Raw genomic sequence first — 18,305 nt, forward strand, 5'->3', positions numbered from 1 at the left:
GTCTGTGCGGTGAGGGTGGAGATGAGGTTGTTGTGGGAGGAGAGGATGCCCTTGGGGCGTCCGGTGGATCCCGACGTGAACATCACGCACGCCACATCGTCACCGGTCACCTCGACCCCCGGATTCCCGGCCGGCGCAGCCGCCTCGCTGCCGCCGGCCCCGGACCCCGCTACCGGCACCCGTACGGTGCTCCACGAGCCAGACACCCGGTCGCCCTGGCCCGCATCGGTCACCAGCACGCTGATACCGGCGTCGTGTGCCGTACGGCCGAGTCGTTCGTCGGGGAAGTCGGGGTCGAGGAGGGCGTATCCGGCTCCGGTCTTGACGACGGCGAGGAGGGCGACGGCAAAGTCGGTGCCGCGCTCGATCAGGATGCCGGCGAGGTCGCCCCGGCGCAGTCCGCCGGCCAGCAGGTGGTGGGCCAGCCGGTTGGCGCGCTCGTTCAACTCGCCGTAGGACAGGGTCTCTTCGCCGAACACGACGGCCGGGTGCGCGGGCCGGATCCGCGCCTGCTCCTCGAACAGGCCCGCGAGGGAGGCCTCGCCGATCTCGACCGCGGTGTCGTTCCACTCCTCCAGCACCAGACGCCGCTCCGCGGCATCCAGCAACTCCAGCTCCCGGAGAGTGCGGTCCATCCCGCCCAGTGCCGTGCCCACGAACCGCAGGAACCGGTCCTGGTGGCCGGCGACGGCCTCGATGTCGCAGACCTCCGGCGCCGCGTCGAAGTCGATCCGCAGCCCGACCTCCGGACCGAGGTCGTACACCCCGATCGCCAGGTCCTCCACCGGCCCGTTGCTCAGGTTGTGCGGCACCGTCCGGTGCCCGCCGAAGGAGAACCCCGGCGCGAACGCCATGATGTTGATCAGCGGGGCCGTGATCCGGCGTTCCCCGTCGGCCAGGCCCAGATCGCGGCAGACGTCCTCGTACCGCGTCCGCTGGTGCCTGAGCCCGTGCCGGGTCTCCGCGACCACTGCCCCGACCAGCTCGGCGAGCGTGCCCTGCGGGCGTACGGACACCCGCAGCGGCACGACGTTCGACGCCATCCCCGGTGTGCGGCGGGCCAGTTCGGTGGTACGCCCCGTCACCGGAAGCCCGAGCAGCAGCTCGCTCTGCCCGCCGACCCGGTGCACGTACGCCGCAACCAGCGCCACCACCAGCATCGACCAGGGCGTGCGGTGCGCGCGGGCCACCGACTTCAGGTGCTCGGTGGCGGCGGGCTCAAGGAGGACCGTGCGCCGTACGAACGGCATCCCCGACTCCGTGCCCCGCTCCACGACCGCCGCCGAGCGCCCCTCGCCGATCCGGACGGTCTCCGGAGCCCCGGACAGGTGCTCCGCCCAGTGCACCCGCTCGGCCGCGGCCTCCGGTGAGGCCCGGTGCGCAGCGTCCTGCGCGAGCAGCTCGGACAGGGTCCCGAACGGCGTGTCCCCCCACGGCGCGCCGGTCAGTGCCCGCTCGTACAGCTCCACCAGCCGGGCGTCGAGCAGCGCCGCGCTCATGCCGTCGAGCATCAGGTGGTGGTAGCTCTTGAAGTAGTAGAAGTGTGCGTCCCCGAGTTTGATCAGCGCGTGGCGCGACAGCTCGCCGCCGGTCAGGTCGAACGGCGTCGCCAGCGCCCGCGCCACCCAGGCACGGGCCTGCGCGCCGGGGTCGCCCGCACTGCTCACATCAAGGAACTCCAGTTCGCGGTCGCCCGGTTCACGGTCCAGGAGCTGCCAGACGCCCTCGTCGTCGCACTCCGTCCCGCGGATGCGCAGCACGTCCGCCTCGCGCACCAGCTGGTACCAGGCGGCGGCCAGCAGCACGGGGTCGACGGCTCCGAAGATCTCGTGGTACTCGCCGATGTTGTACCGGCAGCCGGTCGGATCCAGGTCGTGCGCCATCCAGATGTCGCGCTGCGCCGCCGACAGCGGCAGCCGGACAACGGCCGGGCCGGATGCGGTGCTCGGATCGGACGCCATGAGGGAGCTCCTTGTGAGATCACGGTGTGCGGGTGGTCCGGCCGTCTCCGGGGCGATCCGCGCACCAACCGGCCGATGTCATCCAAACGCGGGGGCCGGGCCGCGGGCGGCAGTTGTTCCGGCACTCCGGCAGCAGCTCAGCGCGCTGCGGCAGCCAGACCGGCGGGCTCTGCGCCGTCACCGCCGTCGCCGGCGGCCCGCACCTGGAACGCCCGGACCAGCTGGAGCACGCGGAACCGCGACCGCCCCGCCTCGTGGCCGGGCCGGATCATCCCGCTGATCAGCAGGTCGCGCACCATCCGCCCGCACTCGGGCAGCCCGCGGCCGGTCAGCGCCACGACCTCGTCCAGCCCGAAGCCGCCCTCCGGGGCGGCGCAGAGGGAAGCCAGCAGCGACCGGTGCGCGGCCGGCAGCCGCAGCAGCCCGCGACGCAGCGCGTCCTGGAAGCGGCGTCCGCCGTCGCCCCCGGCGAGGTGGTCGAGCAGCGGCGCCGGATCGCCGTCCAGGCTCCGGCACAGCGTGCGCAGATCGCACACCGCCAGCCAGGAGGCGGCGGCGCCGAGCGCCATCGGGTGCCCGTCCAGGCGGCGGCAGATCCGGGCCACGTCCTCGAGGTCCTCCGGCGAGGGCGTGAACTCGGGACGCACCCGCCGCGCATGCTCGAGGAAGAGCCGTACGGAGGCCGGGCTGCTGCCGGGACCGGTCTCGGCCGGCACCTCCAACGGCGCGAGCAGGAAAGGCCGTTCACCCGGCACTTCCCAGGGCTGCTCGGACGTGACCAGCAGGCGCAGCCCCGGGCATTCGCGCAGCAGCCGGGTCAGCCGGTCGAACCGCGGGGCGGCTGCCGGAGCGCCGTCCAGCACCAGCAGTACGTCCCGCTCGCCCAGGAGCTCGGCCAGCCCGCCGGCGCCGTCGGCGGGACCGCCCGTACCGGCCGTACCGCCCGTACCGCCCGTACCGCCCGTACCGGTGGTCCCGGGGCCGAAGAGGTGCGCGACGCACGCCCGTACCGGCTCCGCGGGCCCGGCGTCCACCGACGTCAGATAGTCCATGGCGGCGCCGGGAAAGGCGTGCCACAGCACCGGCAGCCCCGCGGCGTGCAGCCGGTTGGCCACCTCCAGGGCGAGCCGCGTCTTGCCGACTCCGCTCAGCCCCACCACGTTGACCAGCCGCTCCGCCCCGGACGAAAGCTCCCGCACCATCACCTCGGTCTCCGCCTCCCGGCCGGTGAGGCCGTGCAGGGCGGTGGGAGGCGCGGGCGGCTCGGCATCCAGGCCGGAACCCGCCGCACACCGGCCTTGCTGCGCCGCCGCCTCCAGGGCGGTCCGGGCCCGCGGCCCCAGCCGCAGCGCGTCGGCGATCAGCCGGACGGTGTCGGTGCGCGGACGGCGGGCCTTGCCCTGCTCCAGGTCGCGGATGGCCCGCACGCTGATCGTGGACAGGTCGGCCAGCTCGCGCTGGGTGAGGCCGATGCGCAGCCGGTGTCCCCTTATCAGTGCACCGACCTGCGACGTCTCGGGTGATACGGCAGTGTCCGCGTCCGCTGCGGTGGCCGGTCTGGTCGTGGTCATGTGTGCTCCCGCGAGTCGTGGTGGGGAACCCGTAGGCAGATGCAGGCCCGCTGCCGTCCTCGTGGGGCGGCCGCGGCCCGGTTCCTGTTTCCCATCGTCCGAATCGCGCTATCGGCGGGGCATCACCAGAGCAATGGCCACGGGCTACCACCCGCTATCGCGGTGGCACGCGTTCAGGCTCCGTCTCCGGCCGCTATCGCCTACCACGACGCGCTCGAGCGGTGATAGCGCCGCGATAGGACGGGAGACGGTCCGGGGATTCCAGGGCTTCCTAACGTGGTGCCCACAGAGAACGAAGCGCACGGCAAGACCGGAACACAGCACAGCGCACCACCACACGTGACATGGCACTGCCTCACGTGACAGCACACCGGACAGCGTCGAACCGCCGTGATAGAGCCGAAGGGGAACTCCTGATGAGCATGACCAAGGCCTTCCGCACCGCCCTGCTGACCGCCGCCATCGCCGGTGCGGCCGTGCTCGGCACGCAGGCGGCGCAGGCCGACGAGGCCACCGCTCCCACCACGCCGGCCCAGACCGTGCGGACCGTCCCTGCGGACGGCGGCGCCGAGCAGCAGGCCGCCCCCACGCCCAGCCCGTCGGCGAGCAACGAGAACGACCCCTGGGACTAATGCGGTTCGAGCAGTCCGGAGCGGCAAGCCCGAGCAGACCGAACAGGTCGGCCGGGCAGAGCGAACAGTCCGAACAGTCCGAACAGTCCGGGCAGTCCGGGCAGTCCGGGCAGTCCGAGGGATGCGGGCCGACTTCGCCCGCACCGCCCGAACCGCTCGGTTTCAGCGCCCGAGCAGCAGCTCGGCCTCGCGCAGCTCCGGGGCCATGTTCCGGTCCCGGAAGGCCTGGGCCGCGGACTCCAGCAGATCCCGCGACCGGGCCGGCTCACCCGAACGGGCCAGCAGCCGGGCCAGGTCCAGCCTGACCAGCGCGGCCCCGCCCTGGTCCATGATCTGCTCGCGCACCGACAGCGACCGGTCGTAATAGCCCCGGGCCTGCTCGTCCCGGCCCATCGCCGCCAGGGCCTGACCCAGGTCCCGCAGCAGGTGCCCTTCGCCGATCACATCGCCCCGCGTGCGGCACAGCTCCAGCACCTCGGTGAAGGTGACCACCGCCCGCTCGTGCTCCCCCTGCTGCTGGAGCAACTGACCCACCCGGCGCAGGGTGCGGGCCTGACCGCCGGTGTACCCCACCGACCGGTAGATGCCGAGCGCCTCGTCCAGCTGGGACTGCGCGGTCGCACCCTGCCCCCGCCGCATCCAGATGTGCGCACGCTGCGTCAGGACGTTCGCCCGGCCGACCGCGTCACCGGCCCGGTCGAAGTCCGTGAGCGCCAGCCCGTACAGGCCGAGGGCCCGGTCGTCGTCGCCGCGCAGCCGCTCCAGCAGCGCGAGGTCCCGGCGGCACAGCGCCCGGCCGTGCGGATCGCCCAGTTCCAGGAACAGGCTCAGGGCCGAGCCGAGCGCGGTGCGTGCCTCGTCGTGCTGGCTCCGGCTCAGGTGGAGCGAGCCCATCGAGCTGAGCAGCGCCGCCGTGCCCCGCGTATTGCCGGCCTGACGGACCGCGTCCAGGGCCTGGCGGTGGGTCCTCTCCCACTGGTCGTGATAGCCCCGCACCTCGAAGAGCGTCACGAGCGTGGTCGCCAAGTCCCAGCACACCTCGTGCAGTTGCTCGCGCGCCGCGTGCTCCACCGCCTGGCACAGGTTGGCCTGCTCGCTGTCCAGCCATTCCAGCGGGTCGATCAGCAGCTCGTCCACGACCATCTGCGGCGGCCGCCAGCGCGGCGCGCTGCCGTGCAGGACCGTGAAGTCGCCGCCGTAGATCCGCCGGTGGGCCTGCTCGGCCAGTGCCATCCAGCCGCCCATCATCCGCTCCAGGGCCGCCGACCGGGTGGCGGGCTCGTCGTGTGCCGCGAGCTGCTCCCGGGCGAACACCCGGATGATCTCGTGGAAGCGGTAGCGGAACGCGCCCGTGGACTCGACGCCCACCACGTCCAGCATCTGCACGTCGACGAGCGGCTCCAGCAGATCGGAGGGGAACGGCCGGTCGTCGTCCAGCAGCGCGCCCGCCAGCCAGCCCGGCAGCGTCGCCCCCTGCGCCATGCTCAGCAGGCGCAGCAGCCTGCGATCCGCGGCCCCCAGCCCGTCGTGCGTCAGCGACAGGCTCGCCCGCATCGTCATCTCGCCGTGCGCCAGCTCGTCCAGCCGGTGCCGTTCGTTCGCCAGCCGGTGCACCATCGAGGCCAGCGACCAGTGCGGCCGCGCCGCGAGCCGGGCCGCCACGATCCGCAGCGCCAGCGGCAGTCCGCCGACCGTGCGGATCAGCGCCTCCGCCGCGACCGACTCGCGCGTGACCCGGTCCGTGCCGATCACCCGGACCAGCAGCTCCAGGGCGCGTTCGGTGCTCAGTACGTCCAGTTCGACCCGGTGCGCGCCGGGCAGCCCGGTCAGCCGGACCCGGCTGGTCACCAGGACCGCGCAGTTCCTGCTGCCGGGCAGCAGCGGCCGCACCTGGCTCTCGGACGCCGCGTCGTCCAGGACCACGAGCATCCGCCGGCCGGCGAGCAGGGTGCGGTACATCTCGGCCCGCTCGTCCAGGGTTTCGGGGATCACCGGACCCGGGATGCCGAGCGCGCGCAGGAACCGGCCGAGCACCTCGGTCGCCGTGGCGGGCGTACCCGTGGTCCCGCGCAGGTCGCAGTACAACTGCCCGTCCGGGAAGCCCGTTTCGCTCAGCAGGTGGGCGATGTGCGTGGCCAGGGTCGACTTGCCGGTACCCGGCTTGCCGACGACCACCGCGACACCCACGGCGCGTCGTACGCCGTCACCGAGCAAGGCCTGCTCGATCACCGCGATCTGTTCCCGGTCGCCCACGAAGTCCGCCGTGTCCGCGGGCAGTTGGCGCGGGATCTCCTCGCGGTAGCCGACCGGCCCCGCCGGCCCCTCGGGCTCGGCGGCAGCCGGCTCGGCAACCGCGCCCCCCGGACCCGTCACGGCGAGCGCCGCACCGGCCGCCGTCCCCGCCGCAGCCTGCCCGTCCGCCGCCGGAGCCTGCCCGTCCGCCGCCGGACCTGCCTGGCCTGCCGCCCCCGCCGCCGCACCTGCCAGGCCCGTGCCCGCCCCGCCCGCCGCCGGTGCACCCGCCGCCGGGACCGGGTGGGGCAGGGTCGCCGCTGCCCGCTCCGGCTCGGGCGCCCCCGCGCGCAGCGCCGCGTCCCCCGAGAGGATCGCCGACTCCAGCCGGCGCAGCTCCTCGCCCGGTTCGAGCCCGAGCTCGTCGACCAGCAGCTCCCGGCCCACGCGGTACGTCTCCAGGGCCTCCGCCTGCCGGCCCGACCGGTACAGCGCCAGCATCAGCTGTCCGCGCAGCCGCTCCCGGAGCGGGTGCTCGTGCACCAGCAGCCGTATCTCACCGACGAGTTGGTGGTGCCGGCCCAGGTGCAGTTCCAGCTGGAGCCGCGTCTCGACGGCCGTCAGCCGCTCCTCGTCCAGCTGGAGCGCCTTGCTGCGCAGGGTCTCGCTCACCACCCCGCCCAGGCAGTCGCCCTGCCACAACTCCTCGGCACAGCGGAGCCGTTCGACCGCCTCTGCGGGCCGGTCCGCCTTGGCGAGCGCCCGCGCATCGGCCACCTGCCGGGCGAACACCGCCGAGTCCACGCTGTCGCCGTCGGTCTTCAGGACGTACCCGGGAGGCCGGGTCGTGATCGCCGCGTCGATCGCGGCCCCCGCGAACAGCTTGCGCAGCCGCGACACGCAGATCTGCACCTGGGTGCGGGCGGTGTCCGGCGGCTCGTCGTCCCAGATCAGGTCGACCAGATAGTCGGTGCTGACCACGCGGTTGGCTTCGAGCAGCAGGGCGGCCAGGATCACTTCCTGCCGGCCGGGCGGCACCCGGACCGGCCCGAGCGGGCCGCCGACCTGTAACGGCCCCAGGATCCGGAAGACGGGTCGGTCAGGGGCAGGGCGTACCCCGCCGATGGAATCGGGCATGCGTCTCCCAGCTCGGGGCACGGCACTTGGAGAGAAAGATCCACGGTGGAGCCGGGTCAGTCTTGCGGAACACGCACGTTCTTGTCCATGGTGTGGATTTTCCGTGGTGGTCCGTGGTGGTGATAGCCCTGCGATAGTTCCGGGTTGCGCGCGCGGAGCACAGTGTCCGAGGTCGCAAGAAAGGACACATCCCCGTGAGCAGCCACCGCAGTCACCGCAGTCAGCCGAGCGAACCGGTCCGCAGGCATCCGCCCAGCGGCATGGTCACGGCGGCGGGAGTCGACCACGTGCGCCTCGCCTACCACTACCTGGAGACCGGCGACGTGGACGGGTACGGCTCGCTCCTGCACGAGGACGTGGAACTGCGCCACCCGGACTCGCCCCCGGGCCGCGGCCGGGCCGAGGTGATCCGGATGCACGTCGACGGGGTGGTCCCGCCGGCCCGCCACGCCATCGACCGGATCGTCGCCGAGGGCGACAGCGTCGTGGCGGTGGGGCGGGTCGGCGGGGTCGGGTTCGTCGACGTCTTCACGCTCTCCGACGAGGGCATGCTGCGGGACTGCCGGCGCTACTACCACGCCGCGCCCTGACCGGCCCGTCGAAGCAGGCGTACCGGAGGCTCACCGGTCCAGGACGCGGCGGGCCAGGAGGCTGAGCGAGCTCACTATGCGTTCCGGCGGGAAGCCCAGCTTGTGCCGCTGGAAGTGGTAGACCTCGGGGCCGAGCGGGCTGAGCAGCGCGTCGACGCAGCCGTCGGGGTCCTCTACTCCCGCGTCCAGCAGCAGGCCGCGGACGTGCGCCCGCCAGTACCGGTAGGCGCCGGTGGCGAAGCGGCCCGCACCGGCCTCGGCGCCCAGCACCAGCGGGAGGTGACGTTCCAGCAGCTCGACGGAGGCGGCGTAGAACGCCGAGAGCCGGTCGGACGCCGGGGCTCCCGGGCCGAGCGGCGGCGGCCCGTACGCCAGCTGCCCCTGGAGCAGCCGCTCGTGCTCCTCGAGCAGGGCGACAGCTATCGAGGACGGATCGGGGAACCGCCGGTAGAGCGTGGCCCGTCCGACCCCCGCGGCCTTCGCAATCTGGTCCATGGTCACCGTACGGGGGTCCTGCTCGGCGAACAGCTGCTCGGCGGCGCCCAGGATCTGGGCGCGGTTGCGGACGGCGTCGGCCCGCTGCCGCCGCCGGGGAGCCCGGTGGCCGGCCGCCGGGCTGTCGCCCGGCAAGCGGAACTCGTCCCCGTCAGTCATGGCCACGACCTTACTTGTGGCGAGCAGGCAGGGATTCGGTCGTCCCGGCCCGCACGGCGGCCGTGTCGGTGTTGGGCTGAACGGGTGAAACGCGAGAGGATGGGGGGATGCACAAGAAGCGTGGGGCCGAGGTGGGCCGGTGAGCAGGTACGACGTCACCGACGAACAGTGGGAGGGGCTTGCCCAGGTGGTGCCCCTCCGCAGCCGCAACGAGTGGCCGTCGAGGGTCGACCACCGCACCATTCCCAGGTCCGCCGACGACCTCGCCGCACAGCAGCGGCGGTTCGTCGTCCTGCGCGTGCAGGTCTTCGCGGACGCCCGGGAAGTGGCCGAGTACCTGATCGCGCAGATCCCGGTACTCCTGGACCTGACCGGAGCCGACACCGAGGTGGCCAAGCGGATCCTGGACTTCAGCAGCGGCGTGGTCTTCGGACTCGGCAGCGGCATGCACCGGGTCGACCGCAACGTCTTCCTGCTGGCGCCGGTCGGCACCGAGGTCGAGGGGATCGCGGCCGCCGCCGTCCCCCGATCGTAGGAAGGCACCGGGGACGGAACGGTTCGCCGGGGCAGGGGGTGGCTAGCGTCCCGCGCATGGACTCCCCCCGCCCCGCCGCTCCCCAGGTGCGCGCCGCCGCCGCTCCGGCCGTACGCCCTGCCGCTCCGGCTCCCGCCGCCGGCGGCTCCGTACCCGCCCCTGTCCGCCCCGCCCTCACCGAGCTGCGGCTCTCCTCCTTCAAGTCCCACCGCGGCGCCGTCTTCCCGCTGGCGCCGGTCACCCTCTTCGCGGGGGCGAGCGGCAGCGGGAAGTCGAACGCCCTGGAGGCGTACGCCGCCCTCGCGCGCCTGGGCTCCGGCGCCGCCCTGGAAGACGTCTTCCCCGACCCCGCCGCCTGCGTCCCCGAGCGTGCCGCCGCCGACGCCCAGGGCCGGCGCGGCTTCCGGATCGGCTGCACCGTCGACGGGCCCGCCGGTCCGGTCAGCCTCGACCTCGCCGTACAGGCCGAGCCCGAGCTGCGCGTCGTCGGCGAACGCCTGACCGCCGCCGGACGGACCCTGCTCACCACGGCGTTACGGGATCCGGGACGGCGCTCCGTCCAGGCGGCCTGGCACACCGGAGGCGCGATCGGCGTCACCCGCGCCCCGCTCCCCGACGACCGGCTGGGCACGGCCCTGCTGCCGCTGCGCGTCGCGGGCAGCACCGCCGGCCAGCGGCAGGTCCTGGCGGCGGCGGAGCAGCTGGTCGTCGCCCTGCGGTCGGTCTTCGCCTGCGATCCGCAGCCGCGCAGGATGCGGGAGCCGGTGGCTGCGGGCGCCGGCCGGCTGCGCACCGGCTGCGACAACCTCGCCGAGGTGCTCCGCCGTACCAAGGGGGAGTGCGTCACCCGGCACGCGGCCCTCGTCGAGGCCGCCCGGGTCGGCTGCACCGGACCGGTCGCCGACATCGGCGCGGAGGACCTGCCCGACGGGCGGGTGCGGGCCGTCCTCGGCCGCGGCGGCCTGCCCGGCACTCCGCTGGGGCGGCTCGCCGAGGGCGAACTGCGCTTCCTCGCCATGGCGCTCGTCCTGCTCACCGGGCCCGGCGTGCTCGCCGTCGACCCGGCGGCGGAGCTGCTGCCCGCGCAGCAGGCGCTCACGGTGCTCGCCGACGGCCTGGACCGCGGGCTGGACTCGCGGCAGACCGCCGAACTGCTGCGGCTAGCCCTGGTCTGCGGGGCCCGCGGGCACATCCGCCTGGTCGGGTCCGTCGGGGCCGGGGTCCGGGAGGCCCGCAGGACGGACGGCGTGTCGGTGGTAGACCTGGCGGGGTGAGCGAATCAGAGAACCCGACCCTCCACGACCTTCAGCGCCGGCTCGCCGAGTTCGCGGCGGCGCGCTCCTGGCAGCCGTACCACACGCCCAAGAACCTCGCCGTGGCGCTGAGCGTGGAGGCGTCCGAACTGGTCGAGATCTTCCAGTGGCTGACGCCCGAGCAGTCCGCGCGGATCATGGAAGACCCGCGCTCCGCGCACCGCGTGAGCGACGAGGTGGCCGATGTCCTGGCGTATCTCCTGCAGTTCTGCGAGGTGCTCGGGGTGGATGCGCTGGGTGCGCTGGCGGCCAAGATCGCGCGGAACGAAACCCGGTTCCCGGTGCCGGACACGGCCGTGGAGGGCCAAAATGAGGGTGATCGTCACTCTTCGGAGTGATGGCGCTGCCCACAACCGTGAGAGTGTCCATAGATTTCCGAATACCCCTGGCTTTACGGTCCCATTGCCCTCACGCTGGGTAGTGAGTGAGGGACGGCATCATGTCGTACGGGACGGGGGGACGGCTCATGGACGCGGTGCGGCTCATCGCAGCCGGCCGCCATGCTCTGGCACAGAGCCGGGCGGCACTGGACATCGTGGTGGAGGCCTGGCAGGCCCAGGCGCTCGCCCAGGCGATAGGGAGTTGGCTGGCGGTCACCGGACCGCCGGAGCTGAGAGCGGAGGCACGGGGGCTGGGCGAGGCCGGCGGCAGAGGCTGCGGTGTCCTCGACCGGCCGCTGCCGGCCCTGGACGGAAGAGGCGCGGAGTACCTCCCCAGAGCGGCGCAGCTGACGGACGTCGGCGACGCCCGCCAGGCCCTGCTGGGGCTGGGAGCCTTACTGGGCGAGGTGGGCATAGCCCTGGTCGGCGTCGCGTGCGCGACCGACGAGGAGGGGCTGTACTGGCAGTGCATCGAGGCGATCGACGCCGCCGACGAGTCCAGCGACCGGGTGCGCGCGCTACTACGCAGGCTCACGGACCGGGAGCGGGGCAGCACCTCGGGCGCGGCCCGCGACTCGACGGCGGGTGCGACGTGACCAGCCGGCGGCGGGACCTGTCGTCGCAGCGGCGCGGGCCGGCCGGCGTCCGACGACAGGCCGCGTGACGGCCGGGTGACGGCCGTGCGTCAGTAGCCGCGGTACGACGGGCGCTCGCGCTCGGTGTCCGAGCCGTGCTGCGGGGCGCTGGTGTACGTCATCGGTTCGGGGGCGGGACGCTCCGCGGACGACTGGAGGTCGGCGTCGAGCTGTGAAAGGTCGGCGTTCAGCGCGGCCATCAGCTCTTCCATCTGCTGCAGCAGCCCCTTGGGCCGGCCGCTCTGCGCGGGCACGGGCTGCTCCTGTCGCACGTGGTCGTGCGCTGCCTGTCCGGTGTGCTCGGGCACGGATTCCTGGGACATGGCGGCCTCCTCGGCCCGGGCCCTTCCGAGGGGGGAAGGGTGCGGTGGACGCACCGGCGACGGCCGCCGGCGCGCGGGCCGGGCGGTCCGGCTCCGTCCGAGCCAACGATCACCGTCGGCGCTGGTCACTGGCGGGGGCGGACGCGGGCCGTGCGGTTGACGGAGATTCACCCTGCCGGGGTGCGGAGCGGCAGGATGGACGTATGGATCTTCGCATCTTCACCGAGCCCCAGCAGGGGGCGGACTACGACACGCTGCTCCGGGTGGCGAAGGCCACCGAGGACCTGGGCTTCGACGCCTTCTTCCGGTCCGACCATTTTCTGCGCATGGGCGCCGACGTGCGCCTGTCGCCGGGGGCGGAGCCGCCGGGCATGCCGGGTCCCACCGACGCCTGGATCACCCTCGCCGGGCTGGCCCGGGAGACCAGACGGATCCGGCTGGGCACCCTGATGACCGCGGGCACCTTCCGGCTCCCGGGACTGCTGGCCGTCCAGGTCGCGCAGGTGGACCAGATGTCCGGCGGCCGGATCGAACTGGGCCTCGGTGCGGGCTGGTTCGAGCGCGAGCACGAGGCGTACGGCATCCCCTTCCCCCCCGAGCGGTTCGGGCGGCTGGAGGAACAGCTGGCCATCGTCACCGGCCTGTGGGAGACCCCGGTCGGGGAGACGTTCAGCCACGAGGGCAAGCACTACCGGCTGATCGACTCCCCGGCGCTGCCCAAGCCGCTCCAGCGCAGGGTGCCGGTGCTGATCGGCGGCCACGGGGCCACCCGCACCCCGCGGCTGGCCGCGCGGTACGCCGACGAGTTCAACATCCCGTTCGCCTCGGTGGCCGACACCGAGCGGCAGTTCGGGCGGGTCGCGCAGGCGGCGCGGGAGGCCGGCCGGGCCCCCGGTGACCTGGTGTACTCCAACGCCCTCGTGGTGTGCGTGGGCAGGAACGACGCGGAGGTGGCCCGCCGGGCGGCGGCCATCGGACGGGAGGTGGACGAACTCAAGGCGAACGGCCTCGCCGGCAGCCCGGAGGAAGTCGTGGAGAAGATCGCCGCCTACCGCGCCGCCGGGTCCTCCCGGATCTATCTCCAGGTGCTCGACCTCCACGACCTGGACCACCTGGAGCTCATCTCGGCCCAGGTCATGAGCCGGCTCGGCTGATGGCGCGCGCCCGCGGCCCGCTGCCGGCCGGCCGGACCGTGCTCCTCGACGGCGGGCTGAGCAACCAGCTCGCCGACCAGGGCTGCGACCTGTCCGGTGCGCTGTGGACCGGCCGCGTGCTGGCCGACGCCCCCGGCCAGGTCGCGGCCGCCCACACCGCCTACCTCAGGGCCGGGGCCGAGGTGCTGATCACCGCGAGCTACCAGGTCACGGACCCCGGCCTGGTCCGGCGCAGTGTGGAGCTGGCCGCCTCGGCCGCCGCGGGGGCGGCGGGCCGGGAGGTCTGGGTGGCCGGCTCGGCCGGGCCGTACGGCGCGGTCCTCGCGGACGGTTCCGAGTACCGCGGCCGGTACGGCCTGAGCGCGGCCGCCCTGGAACGCTTCCACCGGCCGCGCATCGAGGCCCTCGCCGACGCGGGCGCCGACCTGCTCGCCCTGGAGACGGTCCCCGACACCGAGGAGGCCGAGGCCCTGCTCCGGGTGATCGCCGACTCACCCGTCCCGGCCTGGCTGTCGTACACCGTCGAGGGCGGCAGGACCCGGGCGGGCCAGCCCCTCGACGAGGCCTTCGGGCTCGCCGCCGCCGCGCCCGCCGTCCTCGCCGTCGGCGTCAACTGCTGCGACCCGCAGGAGGTGGGGCCCGCGGTCGAGGCCGCCGCGGCCGCCTCCGGCAAGCCCGTGGTGGCGTACCCCAACGACGGATCGGTCTGGGACGCCGCCGCCCGCGAGTGGCACGCCCCGGCGCTCCCGGCAGAGTGGGAGGTCGAGCAGTGGCAGCGCGCCGGGGCCCGCCTGATCGGCGGCTGCTGCCGCATCGGGCCGGACCGGATCGCGGCCCTCGCGGCCCGGCTGCGCCTCGCCGGGGACGGCCCGCCACCGCCGCCGACGGGATGAAAATGCCTGGTGACCCGAGGAAGCCGGGACAATACTCGGACGTGTGTTCCTGACGATCTCCACCACCGGCACCCCTGACCGCCCCGCGACCGACCTGGGCTTCCTCCTGCACAAGCATCCCGGCAGGGCGCAGTCGTTCACGACCTCGCACGGCACGGCACACGTGCTGTACCCCGAGGCGTCAGAGGAGCGCTGCACCGCGGCGCTCCTGCTGGAGGTCGACGCCGTGGCGCTGGTCGGCAAGGGCCGGGAGAACGGCCGGGGCCGGGGCGGTGCACCCGACTCGGCGCTGGCCCAGTACGTGAACGACCGGCCGTACGCCGCGTCCTCGCTGCTGGCCGTCGCGCTCGCCGCGGTGTTCCGCAGCGCCGTCAACGGCGAGTGCAAGCTGCGCCCCGAGCTGACGGAGCGGCCGCTCCCGCTGCGGATCGAGATCCCGGCGCTGCCCGCCCGCGGCGGCGGCGCGGACCTCGTCCACCGCCTCTTCGGCCCGCTCGGCTGGACCACGGTCGAGGCCGTACCGGTCGCACTCGACGCGTCCTTCCCCGAGTGGGGCGACTCCCGGTACGTCCGGCTGACCCTGGAGGGCGAGCTGACGCTCGCCGATGCCCTGCGCCAGCTGTACGTCCTGCTGCCCGTGCTCGACGACGCCAAGCACTACTGGGTCTCGACCGACGAGGTGGACAAGCTGCTGCGGGCCGGGGACGGCTGGCTCGCCGCCCACCCCGAGCACCGGCTGATCACCAGCCGCTACCTGGCGCGCCGCTGGGGGCTGACCCGCACCGCCATGGAGCAGCTGGAGCTCGCCCGCCTCGCGGACGTGGACGACAGCGACGTCGAAGAACTGGACGTAGACATCGACATCGAGTCCGGCATCGACACCGGCGTCGTCGGTGCCGACGCCGACGCCGATTCCGAGGAGCGGCCCGTACCGCTCGCGGTGCACCGGCGCGAGGCCATCCTCGCGGCCCTGCGTTCCGCTGGCGCCCGGCGCGTCCTCGACCTCGGCTGCGGCCAGGGCCGGCTGGTCCAGGAGATGCTGGGGGACCCGTCCTTCACCGACATCGTCGGCGTGGACGTGTCCGTGCGCGCCCTGACCGTCGCCGCCCGCCGGCTGCGCCTGGAGCGGATGGGCGAGCGGCAGCGCAGCCGGGTCACGCTGCTCCAGGGCTCCCTCGCGTACACCGACCGGCGGCTGGCAGGCTACGACGCGGCCGTCCTCAGCGAGGTCGTCGAACACGTCGACCTGCCGCGGCTGCCCGCCCTGGAGTACGCGGTCTTCGGCGCGGCGCGCCCCCGCACCGTCGTCGTGACCACGCCGAACGTCGAGTACAACGTCCGCTGGGAGTCCCTGCCCGCCGGCCACGTCCGCCACGGCGACCACCGCTTCGAATGGAACCGCGCGGAGTTCAGCGCCTGGGCCGGTGCCGTGGCCGCCCGCCACGGCTACGACGTCGTCCTGAGCCCCGTCGGCCCCGAGGACCCCGAGGTCGGAGCGCCCACCCAGATGGCCGTGTTCGCGCTCCGCGGCGACACCGCACCCGACCCCGCCACCAACGCCACCCCGAAGGAGGAGAAGGCCGCATGAACGACACGAACGAACAGCACGCGAAGAAGCGCACCCTTGCCGTCACCGACCTGTCCCTCGTGGTGCTGATCGGTGCGACCGGCTCCGGCAAGTCCACCTTCGCCCGCAGGCACTTCAAGCCCACCGAGGTCGTCTCCTCGGACTACTGCCGCGGCCTGGTCGCCGACGACGAGAACGACCAGAGCGCCAGCAGGGACGCCTTCGACGTCCTCCACTACATCGTCGGCAAGCGCCTCGCCGCCGGCCGGCTGACCGTCGTCGACGCCACCAGCGTCCAGCAGGAGGCCCGCCGGCAGCTCGTCGCCCTCGCCCGCGAACACGACGTCCTGCCCGTCGCCATCGTCCTCGACATGCCCGAGGAGGTCTGCGCCGCCCGCAACGCCACCCGCCCCGACCGCGCCGGCCTGCCCCGCCAGGTCATCCAGCGGCACCGACGCGACCTGCGCCGCTCCCTGCGCGGCCTGGAACGCGAAGGCTTCCGCAAGGTGCACGTCCTGCGCACCGTCGAGGAAGCCGACCGGGCCGAAGTGGTCCTGGAGCGCCGGTTCAACGACCTGCGGCACCTCACCGGCCCCTTCGACATCGTCGGCGACGTCCACGGCTGCTCGTCCGAGCTGGAGACCCTGCTCGCCGGACTCGGCTACCGCGACGGCGTCCACCCCGACGGCCGCACCGCCGTCTTCGTCGGCGACCTCGTGGACCGCGGCCCCGACAGCCCCGGCGTGCTCCGCCGTGTCATGGGCATGGTCAAGTCCGGCAACGCCCTGTGCGTGCCCGGAAACCACGAGAACAAGCTCGGCCGGTACCTCAAGGGCCGCAACGTCCAGCACACCCACGGCCTCGCCGAGACGATCGAGCAGCTCGGCCGCGAGGACGAGGAGTTCGTCGCCGAGGTCCGCACGTTCATCGACGGCCTCGTCAGCCACTACGTCCTCGACGGGGGCCGGCTCGTGGTCTGCCACGCCGGGCTCCCCGAGAAGTACCACGGCCGCACCTCCGGCCGGGTCCGCTCGCACGCCCTGTACGGGGACACCACGGGCGAGACCGACGAGTTCGGCCTGCCCGTGCGCTACCCCTGGGCCGAGGACTACCGAGGCCGCGCCGCCGTCGTCTACGGGCACACCCCCGTGCCGTCCACCACCTGGATCAACAACACCATCTGCCTCGACACCGGAGTGGTCTTCGGCGGGAAGATGACCGCGCTGCGCTGGCCGGAGCGCGAACTGGTCGACGTACCCGCCGAGAAGGTCTGGTACGAGCCGGTGCGCCCGCTGGCCGCCGAAGCCCCCGGCGGACACGAGGGCCGCCCGCTCGACCTCGCCGACGTGCACGGCCGCCGCGTCGTCGAGACCCGGCACCACGGCCGGGTCACCGTACGCGAGGAGAACGCCGCGGCCGCCCTGGAGGTCATGAGCCGCTTCGCCGTCGACCCGCGGCTGGTCCCGTACCTGCCGCCGACCATGGCGCCCACGGCCGTCTCCCGCGCACCGGGCTACCTGGAACACCCGGCCGAGGCCTTCGCCCAGTACCGGGCCGACGGCGTCGAGCGGGTCGTGTGCGAGGAGAAGCACATGGGCTCCCGGGCCGTGGTGCTGCTCTGCAAGGACGCGGACGCCGCGCACGCCCGTTTCGGCGTGCAGGGGGTGACCGGCTCCCTGTACACGCGTACCGGACGGCCGTTCTTCGACGAGCCCGCCGTCACCGAGGACGTCCTCGGGCGGCTCCGCACGGCCGTCGCCGGCGCCGGCCTGTGGGAGGAACTGGACACCGACTGGCTGCTGCTGGACGGCGAGCTGCTCCCGTGGTCCCTCAAGGCCGCCGGACTGCTGCGCAACCAGTACGCGGCCGTCGGCGCGGCCTCCGGCGCCGCCTTCCCCGAGGCCCTGGCCGCCCTGGAGAGCGCCGCCGCCCGCGGGGTCGACACCGGCGAGCTGCTGGCACGCCAGCGCGAACGGGCCGCCGACGCCGCCGCGTTCACCGACGCCTACCGCCGCTACTGCTGGCCCACCCAGGGGCTCGAGGGCGTGCGCTTCGCGCCGTTCCAGCTGCTCGCCTGCGAAGGCCGCAGCCTGGCCGCCGTGCCCCACGACGAGCAGCTCGCCTGGCTGGACCGCCTGGTCGGGGCCGACGAGCGGGCAGGCACCGGGCTGCTGCGCACCACCGCGCGGATCCTCGTCGACACCGGCGACGACGAGTCCGTGCGCGCCGGCACCGACTGGTGGCTGAAGATGACCGCGGAGGGCGGCGAGGGCATGGTCGTCAAGCCCCTCCAGGCGTACGCCCGCGCCGGGAACGGCCGCCTGGTGCAGCCCGGCGTCAAGGTCCGCGGGCGCGAGTACCTGCGGATCATCTACGGTCCCGAGTACACGCGCCCGGAGAACCTGGAGCGGCTGCGCGGCCGCTCGCCGGGCCACAAGCGCTCCCTCGCACTGCGCGAGTACGCGCTCGGCCTGGAGGCCCTGGACCGGCTGGCCGGCGGCGAGCCGCTGTGGCGGGTCCACGAGGCCGTCTTCGCGGTGCTCGCCCTGGAGTCGGAGCCGGTCGACCCCCGGCTGTGACCGGCGGCTGAGACCGGCCGTGCCGCCCGCCGGCCCCGGCCGGTTCCCCTTCCGTTAGGTCAAATGGGGGAACTTTCCGGGGAATCGGCGGGCGGGCTCGTTCTTCCAGGGAAGCGGAGTGTCCGCGATCCCTGGAAGGACGGAACGCA

15 protein-coding genes are annotated in these 18,305 nt (G+C 73.9%); 10 read left to right on the top strand and 5 right to left on the bottom strand.

What is annotated here, in order from left to right; translation table 11 throughout:
• Together ACZ7H1_RS25905 and ACZ7H1_RS25910 are read right to left on the bottom strand one after the other, a co-directional pair.
• A partial coding sequence (locus ACZ7H1_RS25905; protein WP_470790135.1) for a condensation domain-containing protein occupies nucleotides 1–1,961 on the bottom strand: 1,961 nt, incomplete at its 3' end.
• 137 nt (nucleotides 1,962–2,098) lie between these two features.
• Nucleotides 2,099–3,532 carry a helix-turn-helix domain-containing protein gene (locus ACZ7H1_RS25910; protein ID WP_470790136.1) on the bottom strand — a complete coding sequence of 478 codons (1,434 nt, stop codon included), beginning with the start codon at nucleotides 3,530–3,532 and terminating at the stop codon, nucleotides 2,099–2,101.
• Nucleotides 3,533–3,948: 416 nt separating this feature from the next.
• On the opposite strand from ACZ7H1_RS25910, the gene ACZ7H1_RS25915 reads away from it, so the two are divergent.
• Complete coding sequence (locus tag ACZ7H1_RS25915) at nucleotides 3,949–4,164, top strand: hypothetical protein (RefSeq protein ID WP_470790138.1); 216 nt, start codon at nucleotides 3,949–3,951, stop codon at nucleotides 4,162–4,164.
• A gap of 162 nt (nucleotides 4,165–4,326) precedes the next feature.
• Here the strand turns inward: ACZ7H1_RS25915 and ACZ7H1_RS25920 are convergent, their stop codons facing one another.
• Complete coding sequence (locus tag ACZ7H1_RS25920) at nucleotides 4,327–7,533, bottom strand: AfsR/SARP family transcriptional regulator (RefSeq protein WP_470790140.1); 3,207 nt, start codon at nucleotides 7,531–7,533, stop codon at nucleotides 4,327–4,329.
• Nucleotides 7,534–7,727: 194 nt separating this feature from the next.
• Between ACZ7H1_RS25920 and ACZ7H1_RS25925 the strand changes: the two genes are divergently transcribed.
• Nucleotides 7,728–8,123 carry a nuclear transport factor 2 family protein gene (locus tag ACZ7H1_RS25925; protein ID WP_470790142.1) on the top strand — a complete coding sequence of 132 codons (396 nt, stop codon included), beginning with the start codon at nucleotides 7,728–7,730 and terminating at the stop codon, nucleotides 8,121–8,123.
• 30 nt (nucleotides 8,124–8,153) lie between these two features.
• Here ACZ7H1_RS25925 and ACZ7H1_RS25930 read toward each other — a convergent pair whose 3' ends face one another.
• Nucleotides 8,154–8,777, bottom strand: a complete 624-nt coding sequence (locus tag ACZ7H1_RS25930; protein ID WP_470790144.1) for a TetR/AcrR family transcriptional regulator — start codon at nucleotides 8,775–8,777, stop codon at nucleotides 8,154–8,156.
• Nucleotides 8,778–8,916: 139 nt separating this feature from the next.
• Between ACZ7H1_RS25930 and ACZ7H1_RS25935 the strand changes: the two genes are divergently transcribed.
• The 4 genes from ACZ7H1_RS25935 to ACZ7H1_RS25950 all read left to right on the top strand — a co-directional run bounded on the left by ACZ7H1_RS25935 (nucleotide 8,917) and on the right by ACZ7H1_RS25950 (nucleotide 11,601).
• Nucleotides 8,917–9,312 (top strand): cell division protein SepF, encoded by a 396-nt coding sequence (locus ACZ7H1_RS25935; protein ID WP_470790146.1) that lies wholly within the window; start codon nucleotides 8,917–8,919, stop codon nucleotides 9,310–9,312.
• Nucleotides 9,313–9,368: 56 nt separating this feature from the next.
• The gene (locus ACZ7H1_RS25940; RefSeq protein WP_470790147.1) at nucleotides 9,369–10,586 is read left to right on the top strand and encodes an AAA family ATPase; all 1,218 of its coding nucleotides are present in this window, start codon (nucleotides 9,369–9,371) and stop codon (nucleotides 10,584–10,586) included.
• A complete protein-coding gene (locus ACZ7H1_RS25945) occupies nucleotides 10,583–10,963 on the top strand; it encodes a nucleotide pyrophosphohydrolase (protein ID WP_470790149.1) in 381 nt (126 codons plus the stop codon). The genes ACZ7H1_RS25940 and ACZ7H1_RS25945 overlap by 4 nt, the downstream gene beginning before the upstream one ends.
• A 128-nt stretch (nucleotides 10,964–11,091) precedes the next feature.
• Nucleotides 11,092–11,601, top strand: coding sequence for a DUF6099 family protein (locus tag ACZ7H1_RS25950; protein WP_470790235.1), 510 nt, complete (start codon nucleotides 11,092–11,094; stop codon nucleotides 11,599–11,601).
• Nucleotides 11,602–11,690: 89 nt separating this feature from the next.
• Here ACZ7H1_RS25950 and ACZ7H1_RS25955 read toward each other — a convergent pair whose 3' ends face one another.
• A complete protein-coding gene (locus ACZ7H1_RS25955; RefSeq protein ID WP_470790150.1) occupies nucleotides 11,691–11,963 on the bottom strand; it encodes a hypothetical protein in 273 nt (90 codons plus the stop codon).
• A gap of 203 nt (nucleotides 11,964–12,166) precedes the next feature.
• Here ACZ7H1_RS25955 and ACZ7H1_RS25960 point away from each other — a divergent pair, with 203 nt between their 5' ends.
• Genes ACZ7H1_RS25960 through ACZ7H1_RS25975 form a run of 4 tightly spaced genes read left to right on the top strand, consistent with a single transcriptional unit; the run spans nucleotide 12,167 to nucleotide 18,156 of the window.
• Nucleotides 12,167–13,117 (top strand): LLM class F420-dependent oxidoreductase, encoded by a 951-nt coding sequence (locus ACZ7H1_RS25960; protein ID WP_470790151.1) that lies wholly within the window; start codon nucleotides 12,167–12,169, stop codon nucleotides 13,115–13,117.
• On the top strand, nucleotides 13,117–14,010 hold the full coding sequence (gene mmuM, locus ACZ7H1_RS25965) for a homocysteine S-methyltransferase (RefSeq protein ID WP_470790153.1): 894 nt from the start codon (nucleotides 13,117–13,119) through the stop codon (nucleotides 14,008–14,010). The genes ACZ7H1_RS25960 and mmuM overlap by 1 nt, the downstream gene beginning before the upstream one ends.
• A gap of 43 nt (nucleotides 14,011–14,053) precedes the next feature.
• Nucleotides 14,054–15,598, top strand: coding sequence for a 3' terminal RNA ribose 2'-O-methyltransferase Hen1 (locus ACZ7H1_RS25970; RefSeq protein WP_470790155.1), 1,545 nt, complete (start codon nucleotides 14,054–14,056; stop codon nucleotides 15,596–15,598).
• Nucleotides 15,595–18,156, top strand: a complete 2,562-nt coding sequence (locus ACZ7H1_RS25975) for a polynucleotide kinase-phosphatase (protein WP_470790157.1) — start codon at nucleotides 15,595–15,597, stop codon at nucleotides 18,154–18,156. Before ACZ7H1_RS25970 ends, ACZ7H1_RS25975 begins: the two co-directional genes overlap by 4 nt.
• Nucleotides 18,157–18,305 lie beyond the last annotated feature (149 nt).

The sequence above is a fragment of the Streptomyces sp. NPDC037401 genome, assembly GCF_055602345.1.